We start from the raw sequence: 14,677 nt of genomic DNA, 5'->3' as shown, positions 1-14,677 counted from the left end.
AGCTCACTGACCAGAACCACTTGCCCTGCTCCCGGAAAATGCGGCTACTATTTTCTACCGAGAATGTTCCGGAGGTGATCATGCGGCTCAATGAATACGAACACGAACTTCAACGTGACCTGCAAAGCGTGGCGTCGGACCTGAGATGGTCGGCCGTCGACCTCAAGCGCATTGCGGAGCAGTTGCGCAAATCCGGCAACGAAGCGGATGCGCAAACCGTGCTCAGGTCCTGCGAGGTGCTGCAAAGCGATGAAGAACGTTTGCAACTCTATGCCAGGGAAGTGAAGGCCCGCGCCATCAGCCGAACGAAAGTCCACTGACACCCCACAACGAAAAGCCCCGGACAATCCGGGGCTTTTTCATTGCAGGCCTTCAGCCTGTCTTGCGGCCGTGCGTGCGGCTCTTGTAACCCGGAAGTGCAGCGGCATACGCCAGTGCCTCCTCCCGGCTGGCGAAAGACGCCAGTCGATCACCCTGCGTGCAGACCCGCCACGGGCCGTTATTCACACTGAGTACGTCGTAGCCGTTCATGTGCATTCTGTTCAGTATCGCCATGCTCATAGGCACCTCCTGTCGACTATCGATAGTCCAACTGCACGTTTTTACCTTACACCGGGTACAACGCCGTGTGCCGACCAGACGTCGCCCCACGTCAGCGTCAAGTGTCTGGCACTTTTGCGCCTTTCGACCACTCAGACATTACGAGCGCGTCTAAACCACGGCACGGCTTGAATATTGCATTTTAATGACCGATTTATGACAACCGGCAATCGGGTAACAAATGAAAGTACGTGCAACCATCATCTGCGAGCAGGATCGACACATTCTCCTGGTGCGCAAACCCCGATGCCGCTGGAATTTGCCGGGGGGCAAGGTCGAGCCCGGGGAGACCAGGGCCGACGCCGCGACGCGAGAACTTGAGGAAGAAACCGGCCTGCTCGCCGATGGCATGCTGTATCTGATGGAGCTGGAGGCTGGCAGCACGCGCCACCACGTCTACGAGGCGTCGGTGCTGAATATTGATGAAGTTCGGCCACAGAACGAGATCATCGATTGCATCTGGCACCCGCTGGACGCGGTGCAGAATCTGAGCATCAGTGAGGCGACCCTGCAAATCGTCCGTGCCTTTCAGCGCCGGCTCTGAGTCAACCGGCGAACGCCCTGCGCCCGGCACTCATTTCAGTGCGCAACTCACCGATGAAGTTGGAGATGTCACGAATGGTGACCAGATGCTCCGGCGACACGCCGTTGAGCAGCAAATCGACACGCCCGCTGTTCGGTTCGTAAACCTTGATCTGCAACAAGCCCTGCCCCGTTTCCGTGCAGTCACAGTAAAGGGGCGAAAAGCCGGATTCGACGATGCGGCAAATGTCGGCAATGGCAAGCATGGGCGGACGCCTCGCAGGCGATGGATCGGTCGATCGATTGAGCATAGATGAGCTTCTTCGACCTTGCGCGAGCGCCCGCCCGCAGAAAATGCCAACCGCTTCACATCTTTGCGCGATGCCGATCAGTTGGCGTCGCGGCCCCAGATCCAGTTCCAGATCCCTGGCAGACGCACCGGATCCGAGCTTTTCTGAACCGTTCGCGCCAGCGCTGCTTTCTCCAGTTGCGCGTGGTCGTCGTAGAACGGTTTATCGGCCAGGCGCACGCCGGTGGCCGCTGCGCTGTCGAGCAGAATCTGCAGATACTCGCGGGCATGTCGCGCTGTGTAGCGGTTGAGGTCATGGAACGTCACCACCACCGGGATCACCCCGTCCACCGTCGGCAGCTCGCCGAGGGCAATCCGCTCACGCACTTCCGACAGCTGACGCAGCATGTTGGCGCGGCGTCTGGGGCTGCCATTGAAGCCCCAGATCTTGCCGTCGTTGGCGCTCAGATCCGTAAGCAATACATGCAGGCCGTGTAACTGATAGGCCGCAAACGTACGTTTGTCGTAATTCCAGAATGGCGGGCGCAACAGCACCGGTGGCGCGCCGGTGATCGCGGCGATGTCCGCCGTGCCGTTGGTCAGTGACGTTTCGAGTTCCTGCGGATCGAGCGATCGGTGGTTGGTGTGCCAGTGGGTGGCGGTGTGAAAACCCAGAATGTGCCCTTCATCGTGTTCGCGATGCATGATCCGCCGGCCGATCTCGCTGTTGCCGGCCCTCGGCGCTCGGGTCTGGACGAAAAACACGGCTTTGATGTTGGGCTGCAACGGGTTGTCTTTCAGGCTGTCGAGCACGGTTTCGGTGGGGTTGTAGAAACTCGAAGCACTGGGGCCGTCATCAAAGGTCAGCAGAAACCTGACCGGTGCCTGCGCGTCCAGCCGTGATCGGGTTTGCGCGGTCATTTCGATGGGAGCAGCAATGCAACCGGCCAGCCCGGTGATGAGGGTCACAGCGCAGAAAAGCTTGAACCAGTGTTTCATGTTTTGCCTTGAGCCCGACCGTCGCGGTCACGTTGTCGATTGGCAAAACTCCCTCGCCGCTACTGCCTCCCTGCGGCCCACCGAAATGGGCCGAGGTTGGATAAAGATAACAGGGTTTGGTTCCGGCGCTCGCTCAGCGCGCCAGTGCCTGCTGGAACGAGGTATCGATGATGCCTGCCGTGGCCAGGGGAGCCGGCAGCGCCTTGACCTTGAACAGGAAATCCGCGGTGCCTTGCAGGTCCGCAGCGGCTTGCTGATCCACCGGACCGACGGTCATGTGCGCCTGGCGCAACCAGTGCCGCGACACCTCTTGATCGAGATTGGCCTTCTTCGCCCATAGATCCGCATATTCGTCGGTGTGGCTGTCGACCCAGGACCGGGCCAGTTTCAGGCGTCCGAGAAAATCGGCGATCGCCTCGCGCTTGTTGTCGATGGACGGCGCGGAAGCGGCGATGGCGCTCAAGCCTGGCATCAGGTTTTTCGCGGTCAGAATCGGTCGCGCACCGGAAAACACGATCTGCTGGGAAATGTACGGTTCCCACACCGGAAAGGCATCGATGCTGCCCTGAGGCAACGCGGCGGCGGCATCGATCGGCATCAGCTTGACGAAGTCGACGTAGTTCTCCGGCAGGCCGCCCTGCTCCAGCGCTCGCAGGGTCAACTGCTGGCTCCAGGCGCCTGGCCAGTAGGCGACTTTCTTGCCTTTCAGATCCTCGATGGATTTCACCGGCGAATCCTTGGGCACCAGCAGCGCGATAGTGTCCGGGTTCTGCCGTGACACGCCGATCAGTTTTACCGGCGCCTGTTTGGCGGCGAGGAACAGAAAACCCGAGTCGCCGAGAAAGCCCAGGTCCAGCGAGCCGGTCTGCAACGCTTCGGCCAACGGCGCGGCGGCCTGGAAGTGTTTCCAGTCGACGGTGTAAGGCGCGTCCTTCAAGACGCCGGACGCTTCTACCGAGGCGCGGATGTTGTAGTAATTCTGGTCACCGACGTGCAGGACCACAGGTTCGGCCGCGTAGGTCAGAGGCGATGCGATCACGGCGCTGGTCAACGCGGCACGTAGGAAACGGGAGAGCTTCATGGCGAGTCCTGCAGAGGGAATTTTTATAGACCATAACGCTCTTACAAATCGGATTTGAAATTCGATTAGCGCATAAGCTCAGCACTGTCGATGAGCGCTGTTCGTCTGGCAACAGTGGCGCGGCACAGTGTTTTCCCTGCAACAGTTCAAAACGCACAACCCCTCTCAAAACCCCATAAACACGGGGTTCAGGGCATATGGCACAGAGCCTGCAATATTCCATTCATGCAGGAAGCATTCGATAAAAATATCTTTTTGGACATAAGAATCTGTTGCCTTGCCGGAGCGTGCCCATGAAATCCCGTTTACCGTTTTCCCGCGTCAAAACGCTGCTCGCGGCCTGCGCAGTAGCCCTGAGTCTGCAACCTCTCGTCCACGCCGCCGAAACGCCACCCGCTGAAGTGCATCTGGACTATGCCTATTACTCCCCTGTCAGCCTGGCGCTGAAACATTTGGGTTATCTGGAAAAAGCCCTGCCCCAGAGCAAAGTCAGTTGGGTGCTGAGCCAGGGCAGCAACCGCTCGCTGGAATACCTCAACAGCGGTGGCGTGGACTTCGCCTCGTCGGCCAGCCTCGCGGCGGTGCTGAGCCGTGCCAATGGCAGCCCGATCAAATCGGTGTACGTTTACAGCCGCGCGGAGTGGACCGCGCTGGTGGTGCGCAAGGATTCGCCGTACCAGACCGTCGCCGACCTCAAGGGCAAGAAAATCGCCGCCACCAAAGGCACCGACCCGTACTTGTTCACCCTGCGCAGCCTGCAACAGGCCGGTCTGAAAAAGGACGACGTCGAACTGGTGCACCTGCAACACCCGGACGGCCGAACCGCTTTGGAGAAAGGCGACGTCGACGCCTGGGCCGGCCTCGATCCGCACATGGCCGCCAGTCAGGTACAGGCCGGTTCACGCCTGCTGTACCGCAATCGCGACTTCAACAGCTACGGCGTGGTCAGCGTCACCGAGCAATACGCCAAGGAACACCCGCAAACCATCGAAACGGTGATCAAGGCCTACGAACAGGCTCGCGAGTGGTCGGTGAAAAACCCGGACGAACTGGCCCAACTGCTCGCCAGCGAATCCGGCCTGCCGCTGGATGTGGCCAAGCTGCAACTGTCGCGCACCGACCTGAGCAGCCCGCAACTCACAGCCAAGGACGTGCTCGCCTCGAAAGCCGCGGCGCCGATTCTAGTCTCCGAAGAACTGGTGCGTCGTGGGGTGAATGTCGATCAGGTGATCGATCAACTGATCGACACCGGTTTCCAGCAAGTCGCCGCCCAGTAACCAATCGGGCTCACAACAAGTCCGCGCCCGTCGCGGATTTGTCGTGAGCGGAGAACCGCCCATGAGCAATGACCTGCCCGCCCGCCTGGCCGCGCCGCTGCCGCGCCGACAAACCCTGCCGTTGAATCCGCTTTGGCGGCGGCGCCTCAAAGGGCTGGCCCTGCCGCTGTTGATCGTGATCGCCCTGGAAATCATCGTGCGCGTCGGCTGGCTGCCGTCCTATCAGATGCCTGCGCCGAGCGAAGTCGCGCTGACCCTGACTGATCTGGCCGAAGGCGCCTTGTGGAAACACATCGGTGCCAGCCTGATTCGCGTGCTGATCGGGTTTGCCATCGGCGCAAGTCTGGCGCTGGTGTTTGCCGCGTGGGTTGGTCTGAGCCGTGAGGCCGAGGCGTACCTTGAGCCGACCTTCGCCGCCCTGCGTTCAATTCCCAGTCTGGCCTGGGTGCCGCTGTTGCTGTTGTGGCTGGGCATCGACGAGACCTCGAAAATCGTCCTGATCGCCATCGGCGCGTTCTTCCCGGTGTATGTCAATGTGGTCGCGGCGATCCGCAATATCGACCGCAAACTGGTGGAAGTCGGACACATCTATGGCTTCAGTCGCCTGCAACTGGTGCATCGGATTCTGCTGCCCGCCGCCCTGCCCGGCCTGTTCACCGGACTGCGCAGTGGCATGAGCCTGGCGTGGATGTTTCTGGTGGCGGCCGAACTGATCGCAGCGACCAAGGGCCTCGGTTACCTGTTAAGCGACGGGCGTGAAACCTCGCGCCCGGACATCGTGCTGGCGGCGATCATCGTTTTGGCGCTGCTGGGCAAACTCAGCGATGGCCTGCTCGCCGCGCTCGAGCGCCGTTGGCTGGCCTGGCGCGACACCTTCACCGGTCAGGGCAGCAAGGACTGATCCGCACAACTAAGCTGAACCTTCAGGCAGTGTTCGCCGGAGGTTCGGCCGATGTGCGGAAGACTTTCGCAGTACCGCGGCATCCACGATTTCGTTGCGGTGCTGAGCATTCCCGATGCGCTGATCAATCACGTCGGCGATGCACCGCTGGCACACTACAACGCGGCGCCCACCACTGCGCTGGCCATTCTTCATCAACACGAACAACGCTTGTACGCTGATAACCTGCGCTGGGGCTGGCGCCCGCACTGGGCCAGGGATCGCGCTGCGCCGATCAATGCACGGGTCGAAAAAGTCGTCCACGGCCCGTTCTTTCGGGCGATCTGGCGTCACCGCCTGATCGTGCCGGTCGACAACTGGTTCGAGTGGGTCGACGGGCCGGACAAGAGCCGCCAACCCTGGCTGATCCATCGGGTCGATCATCAACCGGTTTTCTGCGCCGCCATCGGCCAGTTTCCGGCACCCGATGCGCAATCGAGGGAAGACGACGGTTTCGTGATCATCACCGCCGACAGCGAAGGCGGCCTGCTCGATCTGCATGATCGCCGGCCCATCGTGTTGTCCGCCGAGGGGGCGCGGGAATGGCTCGATCCCGCCACGCCCGTGGAGCGCGCCGAGCAAATGTTGCTGTTCGAAGGGTTGGGCAGCGAGGCCTTCGAATGGCACAAAGTCGGCAAAGCTGTCGGCAACTCACGCAATCAGGGCGCGGAATTGATTGAAGTGGCGGTCTAAATATTGTCCGGGGTGACACGTCTATCAAATAGTCGGAAGGTGCGAATCAGATTGATGCCACAGTGCAAGTGAAAACCGTTCGTTACAGTCAGTGTTTCAATCTCGAAACAATCATTGAATCAATCGTTTGATTAAAACCAACCGCCTGTCTGACATTTCAATCGTCATACATACATTTAGTAACACTACAGATAGCATGCGCGCCGCATTTCCTATTGGCATACCAGTTGACCAAAGAGTCAACAAACCGGGAATACCCTACAAACTTACAAGCCTTGCAGAGAACTAAGTTGCGCGACGATTTTGCAATCAAACAGGCCAACGGCCTGGAGTGTATTTATCTGTCCATGACAGAACGCTTTCAACTCGACTGTTTTATCGCCCACTACATAAAGACTCGAAACCTGCGTGACGTACCCGAGATCGACCGCATCCTGCGCACCACTCTCCAACACTATCCCTGCCACCCGCCGGTGATGGTCAACGAGCTGAATGCCTGGATCGACAAGACCTTGGGCTATCGGGCTTCACACCCCGATTTCACACAGCTGGACGATCTTTGATGAAACGAAAAAGCCCCGCAATCGCGGGGCTTTTTCGTAGTAGCGCTCAAGGTTTGAGCGGGCGTTCCTGGTCGCGATCGGACAACTCGCGGCTGTCGTCATGTTTCCAGGTCTGCTCCTTGTGTTTCTCCCGCTCGATCTCTTCTTCGCTCGGTTCTTCATCTTCTTCGGGACGTTTCTGCTCGGTTGCCATGTTCACCTCGCTGCCATAAGTCGTCAGTCATCCTTACAGCGTAGAACAGATTCAGACAGGCAACTTACAACCACCAGCGCAACAGAAAGAAGAACGCCATACTCAATAGCATGCTAAGCAACGTATTACGCGTGTAGATCACTAGTCCGATGGCGACTAAAGAACTCAGCAAATAGGGATTATCCCACTGCAGATTCAGCTGTTTATCCGGCATGAACACGATCGGCCCGCAAATCGCGGTCAACATCCCCGGTACGGCGAAACCCAGAAATTGCCGTGCGTTACTGCTCAAACGAACCGGCAAGCGCGGTTCGAGAAATACGTAGCGGTTGAGGAACACCAGAATCCCCATGCCGAAAATCACTGCCCAGACGATCATGTGCGCTCCCGATACAGCTTGTTGCAGATAAACCCTGCGGTCATTCCCGCCAGTCCCGACAGCACCAGCGCCGAACCCCACTGCCAATAACTGAACAGCACCGAGCAGAACAGCGACACCGCCACGCAAACCACGGTCGGCACGTTGCGCACCACCGGGGTGATCAGGGCGATGAAGGTCGCGGCAATCGAGAAGTCCAGCCCCAGATGCTCAAGCCCCGGAATGCTGCTGCCGAGCACGATGCCGGCCAGGGTGAAGAGGTTCCATGCCATATAGAACGTCAGGCCGACGCCGAGGGCATACCAGCGATTGAACTGCTGACGGTCGTGCTGACTGGTCAGGGCAAACAGTTCATCGGTGAGCAAAAAGCCCAGGCCAATGCGCCAGCGACCCGGCAACGGCGAAATCACATGGCGCATGCTCATGCCGTAAAGCAAATGCTGCGACGTCAGCAGCAGCGTGGTCAGCAATATCGAGAAAATCCCGGCACCGCCCTTGAGCATGCCGATCGCTACCAGTTGCGCAGCACCGGCAAACACGATGCTCGACAAGCCCTGCCCTTGCAGCGGCGTGAGGTTGGCTTCGATCGCCATGGAGCCGGCCAGCAGCCCCCACGGCGCGGTCGCCAGGGATAACGGCATGATCGCCGCGGCTCCGCGAAGAAAGGCACTGCGCGGCATTAATGAGTCAGACATAACGCTCTTCAACCGTGAGACAAGACCCCGGACTCTGCCAGTAAACGCCTTTTCATGGCTTGAACAATCTTGCGCAGTTGCCAGAAATCTCTCAGCCGCGAGCCGCCGACCGGCGTACCATTGCAGCCACTCACATCTTCGTCAGGGAGACGACATGCTGTATCGAATTGCCGCCGACGGGCTGGTGCTGTTCCACCTATCGTTCATTCTGTTCGTGCTGTTTGGCGGGCTATTGGTGCTCAAGTGGCACCGAGTGGCGTGGCTGCATCTGCCGGCCGCAACCTGGGGCGTGATGGTCGAGGTGTTGCACCTGACCTGCCCGCTGACCTACTGGGAAAACCTGATGCGCCACGCCGCCGGGCAGACCGAGTATGCCGGTGGTTTCATCGAGCATTACGTCTGGCCGATCATCTACCCGGCGGGGCTGACCCCGCAGATTCAGTTGGCGCTGGGCAGCGTGGTGCTGGTGATCAACCTGCTGGTATACGGGCGTCTGATCCGTCAGTGGAAACTGCGTCGCGCCGCCCGCATTCCGTTCTAACGCGACTTCAAGGTTTCCAGCCAGGCCGGATCGAGGCGCGTCTGATCGGTGTCCAGACCGAGCGCCTCCATCCGAGCCTTGTGTGCCTCGACTTCCCGATGCAATTGCGCATGATCGCTGGAGTTGCCGTCCAGTTCGTGCATCTGGGTCAGGCCAAGGTGATAGAAACGCAGCACTTTCATCGCCGTCGGATCACCCTTCTCGACCGCCGCCGTCACCTGATGCATGACATTGGTGACGCTCATCAAACTGCGCTTGAGCCGCCAGCCGTACACCGCCGGGGCCATCCAGGTCTGATTCCAGAAACGCCCGCGCAACAACGCTGCCGTCAACAGAAATGCGCCGAACACCCCGCCGACATTGAACCGCAGGTTATCCCCGCCCGGCTCGCCGAACAGCGCCACCGCCACGGTCGAAAACGCCATTGCCAGCACCAGGAACAGCACCGCGATGATCAGCGTGCTGCGCCGGGTCTGCTGGCGATAAGTGATGGCATCGATCGGTTGAATCTCGAACATCGTGACAGGCTTCCATGGCTTGAAATAAAAAGAGGCCGGCGCATTATCGCCTCTGAGGCGGATTTAGCTATGCTGGAGCTCCTTTTCATCTTTTCAGCGTCCAACGGGGACATGGCGATACCACGCAGATCGTGCCATCTTCATTCATGGATACACACTATTCGGATGCCATTGGCCAGGCCGGCAATGACATCGTTTTAAGGATCACTGCATGACCCAACGACACGTAATCAATGCCTCGGTCAGCCCAAAAGGCAGCCTGGAAACCCTTTCCCAACGTGAAGTTCAGCAACTGAGCCAGGCCGGAACCGGCAGCACCTACACCCTCTTCCGCCAGTGCGCCCTGGCAATCCTCAACACCGGCGCCCATGTCGACAACGCGAAAACCATTCTGGAAGCCTACAAGGACTTCGAAATCCGCATCCACCAGCAGGATCGCGGCGTGCGCCTGGAACTGCTGAACGCCCCGGCCGATGCCTTCGTCGACGGCGAAATGATCGCCAGTACCCGGGAAATGCTGTTCAGCGCCCTGCGCGACATCGTCTACACCGAGAACGAACTCGATGCCCTGAGCATCGACCTCAGCACCTCCCAGGGCATCAGCGACTACGTCTTCCACCTGCTGCGCAACGCGCGCACCCTGCGTCCGGGCGTCGAGCCGAAGATCGTCGTGTGCTGGGGCGGCCACTCGATCAACACCGAAGAATACAAATACACCAAGAAAGTCGGCCACGAACTGGGCCTGCGCAGCCTCGACATCTGCACCGGCTGCGGCCCGGGCGTGATGAAAGGCCCGATGAAAGGCGCGACCATCGCCCATGCCAAACAACGCATCCACGGTGGCCGCTATCTGGGCCTGACCGAACCGGGCATCATCGCCGCCGAAGCGCCGAACCCGATCGTCAATGAGCTGGTGATCCTGCCGGACATCGAAAAGCGCCTCGAAGCCTTCGTCCGCGTCGGCCACGGCATCATCATCTTCCCGGGCGGCGCCGGCACCGCCGAAGAGTTCCTGTACCTGCTGGGCATCCTGATGCACCCGGACAACGCCGGCCTGCCGTTCCCGGTGATCCTGACCGGGCCGAAACATGCCGCGCCGTACCTGGAGCAACTGGACGCTTTCGTCACCGCCACCCTCGGCGAGGCAGCGAAACAGCACTACGAAATCATCATCGACGACCCGGCCGAAGTGGCGCGCCAGATGACCGCGGGCCTCAAAGCCGTGAAGCAGTTCCGCCGCGAACGCAACGACGCGTTCCACTTCAACTGGCTGCTGAAGATCGACGAAGGCTTCCAGCGTCCGTTCGACCCGACCCACGAAAACATGGCCAACCTCAAGCTGCACCGCGACCAGCCTCCGCATGAGCTGGCAGCCAACCTGCGCCGCGCGTTCTCCGGAATCGTCGCCGGCAACGTCAAGGACAAGGGCATTCGCCTGATCGAGGAACACGGCCCGTATCAGATCCGTGGCGACGCCGCGATCATGCAGCCGCTGGACCTGCTGCTCAAAGCCTTCGTCGCCCAGCACCGGATGAAACTGCCGGGCGGCGCGGCGTACGTGCCGTGCTATCGCGTGGTTTCCTGACTCGACGATGTACGTGCCTGAAGCGCAAGGCTTCAGGCACAACTCTCACGCTTCAACGCCTCCTGCCTGCAGACATTCCATCGTAAAAACGGCCTCCGACGAGTGGTGGCCATTTGTCACTCGGCAGGTTTGACAGCCTATTGGCCGTGACTATGATCCACGTGCAGCCAGCACCGTGCTGCATTGCCATGGAGGCAACCTCATGTCCGGATTCACGGATGTCTTTCGTATGCGCTGCACCAACCGGCGTCAGTTCCGCCTACCCCACTGTCGCGATGTCGTCTGGTAGTCCGCGGCGATTACGTAGCCGTACCTTTTTGAAACCTTGAATGTTCCTGCCTGGACCCGGCGCGTTGTTCGGCGCAGTCGTGCCTGCACGTCCAGAGTTTTTCCTCAGTCATAATGGAGACTGGAAATGACCGAAGCCAATAAACCAAAGGATCCCGGAAATGCTTCCGGTGGCAGAATCGGCGAATTGCTGGACCTTCTGTTCAGTGAGGAGGGTATCGCCATTCCAGGCGATGGCACTGTGCTGGACCTGGTAGCACTGGGCGAACACACGCTCAAGTATCACAAGATGGCCGACCCGCAGCAGCGGCTCTCTACGCCAGTCAAGGGGGGGCCGAGCGAATTCTTTGAAGGCGGTGAACATACAGCGATCGGAGACAGCGTGACGTTGTACTTTTCCGGAAGCGACTCCGGCTCGCCTGCCTGGTCCGTGCCATTGCACCTGCCCAATGGCCTGCAACTCACCTATGGTCAGGTTGTCGCCCTCGGCGGAGATTTCTACGGTATCCCGGACAAGCCGATTTCCGATGGTGCCACGGCCGGCGACCGCATCAAGCGCTTCTCGGCAGCGTTCGACTCGCTGGCAACCCTGCCGGCATCCAAGGCCGAGGCAGGCGAAATCCTGGCGGTGATGCAGGAAGAAATCAAAGCAGCCAATCAAGCGATTCTGGACGGGGTTCAGCCCCATGTTGCATACGACAAACTCGACGACGACCTGTCGAAAAAATGGAATCGGATCACTGGCGGCGGCTACCTTATCCCGCCGTGGATTCCCATGGGCCGCTACCTGAAGCTGGCCGCGACCAACTGGGATCACTTCGGCGACTGGGCCGTGCTGGCCTACAAGGCCGGCCACGCTGCGGCCCTCAATCAGGCAGTGAAGGCTCATGGCACAAAGCAGCGCAAGGATCTGGAACTGGCCTACGCAATGAACGCCTTTGCCGACCACTTCCTTTCCGACCTGTTCTCTGGCGGTCATCTGCGCACGCCGCGCAAGCAGTTGTATGAAAAGGTTACGCCCAGCGATATCGGCTCACTGCTGTCTCGCTCCATGCACGATGAAGACTGCAAGTTCGGTCTCAACGTTTTCAATGCAATGGATGAAAACTGGCACGCCTATGGCGACAAGCGCTACTTCGATACGGTTGATGTCGCCAACCGCAACAATGTCAATACGGTCGTGCAGACCTCGGTGGACGAAATCTTCGAAACCTATATGAATGGGAGTGCACCGAGCGAGGGCCAGTACCAGGCGTTGCTCTATGTGCCCGACCTGAAACAGGTGCAGAACCATCTGAGCACCGCCAACTACTCTGCGCTGTTCGTGGCACAGAACAATACGGTGCTGCGTCGCCAGGACATCAACAATCTCAACGACCGCAACTGGACCGACAACTGGTGGGGGTCAACCACGTTGGCGCTGCTGACCAACGACTACCACCCCAAACCACCGGCCGGCTACCTGAACCCGCCGACTCAAGCTCCCACCATTCAGGCAAACGGCTGGCAGAGCCATACGCCCAGCCCACCGAACTGGGTCGACGGTAACGCGGTGCGCTATGCCTACAGCTTCACCAATGGCCTGAACGAGTCGTACACCGGGCCGTGGTCGGCGTTCGTCACCCTCGAAGGTAGCTACCACCCGTCCGTCACCGTTCCGCTGGACACCAGCGGCAAGTCCACCGCCCGCAACGTCTTCCGTCAGTTCGAGGGCAAGGCGCCAACTCTGGTGGGCAGCGTGGCCAATGGCGAAAGCACCTTCATCGATCAGCAGAACTGACAAGGAGTCAGACATGTCCATCACCATTACGGTAAATCTGGCATCGGGCGAATCGGCCAAAGGCATCGCTCTGGAGTTGCTGTCGGATGGCGTCCCGGTGGCGCGAGCGACGATTGATGACCAGGGACGAGCAGTGTTCAACACGACAGCCACCCATGGACGACTGGCGGTGCGGTTCGATCGCTCGACAGTCGATGAAGCATGAGCGGGGAGCACACAACATGACCAACGTTTCAGTGGTTCCAATAGTCGATACTTCGGCCAGCATGACCGGCTCCGGGTATGTAGCGCAAACGGTCATCGACACCCGCGCGTTCTTGCGCCTGCTCAAGCCGGGCGACAAGGTGGCGGTGGTGGCCTATGACACCAACGCACGCAATGTCTATCCAAACAACAACAGTCTGGCCACGGTCGATCAGGCATTGACCGTGACCAAGAACGCCTCGGATGCAGTGGGCGGACTGTCGTTCAATGGCAACTCCACCGCCATCGGCAGGGGCTTGCAGCAGAGTCGCAATTTTCTTGACGCGGCCGGCGAGCCCCGCGCTTGTATATTGCTGACTGATGGTTACCAGAACGACGGACCTCCGCCATTGGACGTTTTGCCGGGTTACCGGGTGATGGCTTGCGCCATGGGGGCCAACTCGGATCAGCAATTGCTGAAACAGATCGCTTCGCGCACGGGCGGCCAGTTCTTCTATGCGCCGCGCGCGGCGGACATGATGAAGGTCTACAACCAGATTCGTTCGGACACCGCCTCGGCCGCTTTGCTGGTCAACGAACTCAATGACATCCAGCAGAACGATTACCGGTTGATCCCCGCCGTCGTCTCACAACGACCAGGGGGTGCCCAAATGTCGGCGGTGTGGTCGAACACCGAGATCAGCTACACCCGAGGCAGTCCTTCGGGCAATCAGCTGTCGGTCACGCTGGTCGACCCGTCCGGCTCCACCAGTGCGCTGAACCCGACGATCATCGGCGACGGTTTCGTCATCTACAACGTCGACAACCCGGCACCAGGGCAGTGGTACGTCCAGCTCGAGTTCGCCGGAGGCGGGCAGTTGATCAACTGCACCGGCGGCGCATTGCAATATTTCTCGCAGTCCCTCCGGAGCGCAGCAAGCCTGGAACTGAGCATTGACCTGCCCACCTTGCACAGCGTCGGTCAGCCTTTACCACTGAACATCCATCTGGATGCAGGCGGTGAAATCCTCAGCAATGTGCGCGCCCACGCTATCGTGCAGCGACCGACCATCAGCCTTGCAGATGCGCTGGTCAAATACGATGCTCAACTTGGCTCGGTGCAACCTGACCCGGCAGACCTGGCCCGCGGCGTACCGTCGGCCAACGCCCGCCTCGCGGCCTTGCGCCAACGATTGCTGCCCGAGCAGGACATCCTCGCTCACCAGCAAGGTGTGGTGCACCTCAAGACCGCCAACAATCTCCCTCTGACCACGTTGATCGATACGCCAGTGGCGGGTTCATACAACGTACAGGTGGTGGTCACTGGCGAGGGCAGCCTGTCTGGACCGTTCCAGCGCAGTCATCTGGTCAGTGTGTTGGTGAACGACGTACGAAGTTAAGTCCGCAGTAACCGTGCAACCGGTCTGGCACAGGCTGGCCGGTTGTACACTGCCGAATTCTGACACTCGATGTCCGTACAACTCGCTGGCACTACCAAACAGTCCTGCTCTCTGACACAAAAGCCCCGCTGATTCCCCACGACAGCCGTCA

Annotated in this window: 19 protein-coding genes; 11 read left to right on the top strand and 8 right to left on the bottom strand. The window is 59.7% G+C overall.

The window, feature by feature from the left end:
- The first annotated feature begins 80 nt into the window (after positions 1 to 80).
- Positions 81 to 320 (top strand): hypothetical protein, encoded by a 240-nt coding sequence (locus AC1RMX_RS14040; protein WP_065259780.1) that lies wholly within the window; start codon positions 81 to 83, stop codon positions 318 to 320.
- 52 nt (positions 321 to 372) lie between these two features.
- Here AC1RMX_RS14040 and AC1RMX_RS14035 read toward each other — a convergent pair whose 3' ends face one another.
- Positions 373 to 561 carry a DUF2188 domain-containing protein gene (locus tag AC1RMX_RS14035; protein WP_096820121.1) on the bottom strand — a complete coding sequence of 63 codons (189 nt, stop codon included), beginning with the start codon at positions 559 to 561 and terminating at the stop codon, positions 373 to 375.
- Between the two features lie 220 nt (positions 562 to 781).
- Here AC1RMX_RS14035 and AC1RMX_RS14030 point away from each other — a divergent pair, with 220 nt between their 5' ends.
- On the top strand, positions 782 to 1,144 hold the full coding sequence (locus tag AC1RMX_RS14030) for an NUDIX hydrolase (RefSeq protein ID WP_096820122.1): 363 nt from the start codon (positions 782 to 784) through the stop codon (positions 1,142 to 1,144).
- A gap of 1 nt (position 1,145) precedes the next feature.
- Here the strand turns inward: AC1RMX_RS14030 and AC1RMX_RS14025 are convergent, their stop codons facing one another.
- From AC1RMX_RS14025 to AC1RMX_RS14015, 3 genes are all read right to left on the bottom strand, one after another.
- Positions 1,146 to 1,388, bottom strand: a complete 243-nt coding sequence (locus AC1RMX_RS14025; RefSeq protein WP_493072326.1) for a DUF1652 domain-containing protein — start codon at positions 1,386 to 1,388, stop codon at positions 1,146 to 1,148.
- Between the two features lie 122 nt (positions 1,389 to 1,510).
- Positions 1,511 to 2,410, bottom strand: a complete 900-nt coding sequence (locus AC1RMX_RS14020) for a polysaccharide deacetylase family protein (RefSeq protein WP_102620914.1) — start codon at positions 2,408 to 2,410, stop codon at positions 1,511 to 1,513.
- 133 nt (positions 2,411 to 2,543) lie between these two features.
- Positions 2,544 to 3,491: an ABC transporter substrate-binding protein gene (locus tag AC1RMX_RS14015; RefSeq protein ID WP_493072324.1), complete on the bottom strand. Its 948-nt coding sequence runs from the start codon at positions 3,489 to 3,491 to the stop codon at positions 2,544 to 2,546.
- A gap of 293 nt (positions 3,492 to 3,784) precedes the next feature.
- Between AC1RMX_RS14015 and AC1RMX_RS14010 the strand changes: the two genes are divergently transcribed.
- The 4 genes from AC1RMX_RS14010 (at position 3,785) to AC1RMX_RS13995 (ending at position 6,964) form a co-directional block, all read left to right on the top strand.
- Positions 3,785 to 4,768, top strand: a complete 984-nt coding sequence (locus AC1RMX_RS14010) for an aliphatic sulfonate ABC transporter substrate-binding protein (RefSeq protein ID WP_493072322.1) — start codon at positions 3,785 to 3,787, stop codon at positions 4,766 to 4,768.
- Between the two features lie 61 nt (positions 4,769 to 4,829).
- The gene (locus AC1RMX_RS14005; protein WP_096820127.1) at positions 4,830 to 5,669 is read left to right on the top strand and encodes an ABC transporter permease; all 840 of its coding nucleotides are present in this window, start codon (positions 4,830 to 4,832) and stop codon (positions 5,667 to 5,669) included.
- Positions 5,670 to 5,720: 51 nt separating this feature from the next.
- Positions 5,721 to 6,401 (top strand): SOS response-associated peptidase family protein, encoded by a 681-nt coding sequence (locus AC1RMX_RS14000; RefSeq protein WP_096820128.1) that lies wholly within the window; start codon positions 5,721 to 5,723, stop codon positions 6,399 to 6,401.
- A 290-nt stretch (positions 6,402 to 6,691) separates the two neighbouring features.
- The gene (locus tag AC1RMX_RS13995) at positions 6,692 to 6,964 is read left to right on the top strand and encodes a hypothetical protein (protein WP_096820129.1); all 273 of its coding nucleotides are present in this window, start codon (positions 6,692 to 6,694) and stop codon (positions 6,962 to 6,964) included.
- A gap of 46 nt (positions 6,965 to 7,010) precedes the next feature.
- Here the strand turns inward: AC1RMX_RS13995 and AC1RMX_RS13990 are convergent, their stop codons facing one another.
- The 3 genes from AC1RMX_RS13990 to AC1RMX_RS13980 form a co-directional block, all read right to left on the bottom strand.
- Complete coding sequence (locus AC1RMX_RS13990) at positions 7,011 to 7,157, bottom strand: hypothetical protein (RefSeq protein ID WP_169430743.1); 147 nt, start codon at positions 7,155 to 7,157, stop codon at positions 7,011 to 7,013.
- 64 nt (positions 7,158 to 7,221) lie between these two features.
- A complete protein-coding gene (locus AC1RMX_RS13985; protein WP_164872179.1) occupies positions 7,222 to 7,533 on the bottom strand; it encodes an AzlD domain-containing protein in 312 nt (103 codons plus the stop codon).
- Positions 7,533 to 8,231, bottom strand: coding sequence for an AzlC family ABC transporter permease (locus tag AC1RMX_RS13980; RefSeq protein WP_102620909.1), 699 nt, complete (start codon positions 8,229 to 8,231; stop codon positions 7,533 to 7,535). The genes AC1RMX_RS13985 and AC1RMX_RS13980 overlap by 1 nt, the downstream gene beginning before the upstream one ends.
- A 154-nt stretch (positions 8,232 to 8,385) precedes the next feature.
- On the opposite strand from AC1RMX_RS13980, the gene AC1RMX_RS13975 reads away from it, so the two are divergent.
- Positions 8,386 to 8,772: a DUF2784 domain-containing protein gene (locus tag AC1RMX_RS13975; protein WP_134826389.1), complete on the top strand. Its 387-nt coding sequence runs from the start codon at positions 8,386 to 8,388 to the stop codon at positions 8,770 to 8,772.
- On the opposite strand, the gene AC1RMX_RS13970 is transcribed toward AC1RMX_RS13975, so the two are convergent.
- Positions 8,769 to 9,290 (bottom strand): DUF3087 domain-containing protein, encoded by a 522-nt coding sequence (locus tag AC1RMX_RS13970; RefSeq protein WP_493072318.1) that lies wholly within the window; start codon positions 9,288 to 9,290, stop codon positions 8,769 to 8,771. The two genes, AC1RMX_RS13975 and AC1RMX_RS13970, sit on opposite strands and share 4 nt — an antisense overlap.
- 211 nt (positions 9,291 to 9,501) lie before the next feature.
- Here AC1RMX_RS13970 and ppnN point away from each other — a divergent pair, with 211 nt between their 5' ends.
- From ppnN to AC1RMX_RS13950, 4 genes are all read left to right on the top strand, one after another.
- On the top strand, positions 9,502 to 10,875 hold the full coding sequence (ppnN, locus tag AC1RMX_RS13965; protein WP_064597381.1) for a nucleotide 5'-monophosphate nucleosidase PpnN: 1,374 nt from the start codon (positions 9,502 to 9,504) through the stop codon (positions 10,873 to 10,875).
- Positions 10,876 to 11,290: 415 nt separating this feature from the next.
- A complete protein-coding gene (locus AC1RMX_RS13960) occupies positions 11,291 to 12,943 on the top strand; it encodes a phospholipase (protein ID WP_096820134.1) in 1,653 nt (550 codons plus the stop codon).
- 13 nt (positions 12,944 to 12,956) lie between these two features.
- The gene (locus AC1RMX_RS13955; protein ID WP_096820135.1) at positions 12,957 to 13,148 is read left to right on the top strand and encodes a hypothetical protein; all 192 of its coding nucleotides are present in this window, start codon (positions 12,957 to 12,959) and stop codon (positions 13,146 to 13,148) included.
- 16 nt (positions 13,149 to 13,164) lie between these two features.
- Entirely contained in the window at positions 13,165 to 14,526 is a 1,362-nt protein-coding gene (locus tag AC1RMX_RS13950) for a vWA domain-containing protein (RefSeq protein ID WP_176504836.1), read from the top strand.
- Positions 14,527 to 14,677 lie beyond the last annotated feature (151 nt).

The sequence above is a fragment of the Pseudomonas sp. GW822-FHT03F04 genome (genome assembly GCF_058801405.1).
The sequence above is the reverse complement of the archived record's forward strand: the minus strand, read 5'-3'. Positions and strand labels throughout refer to the sequence as shown.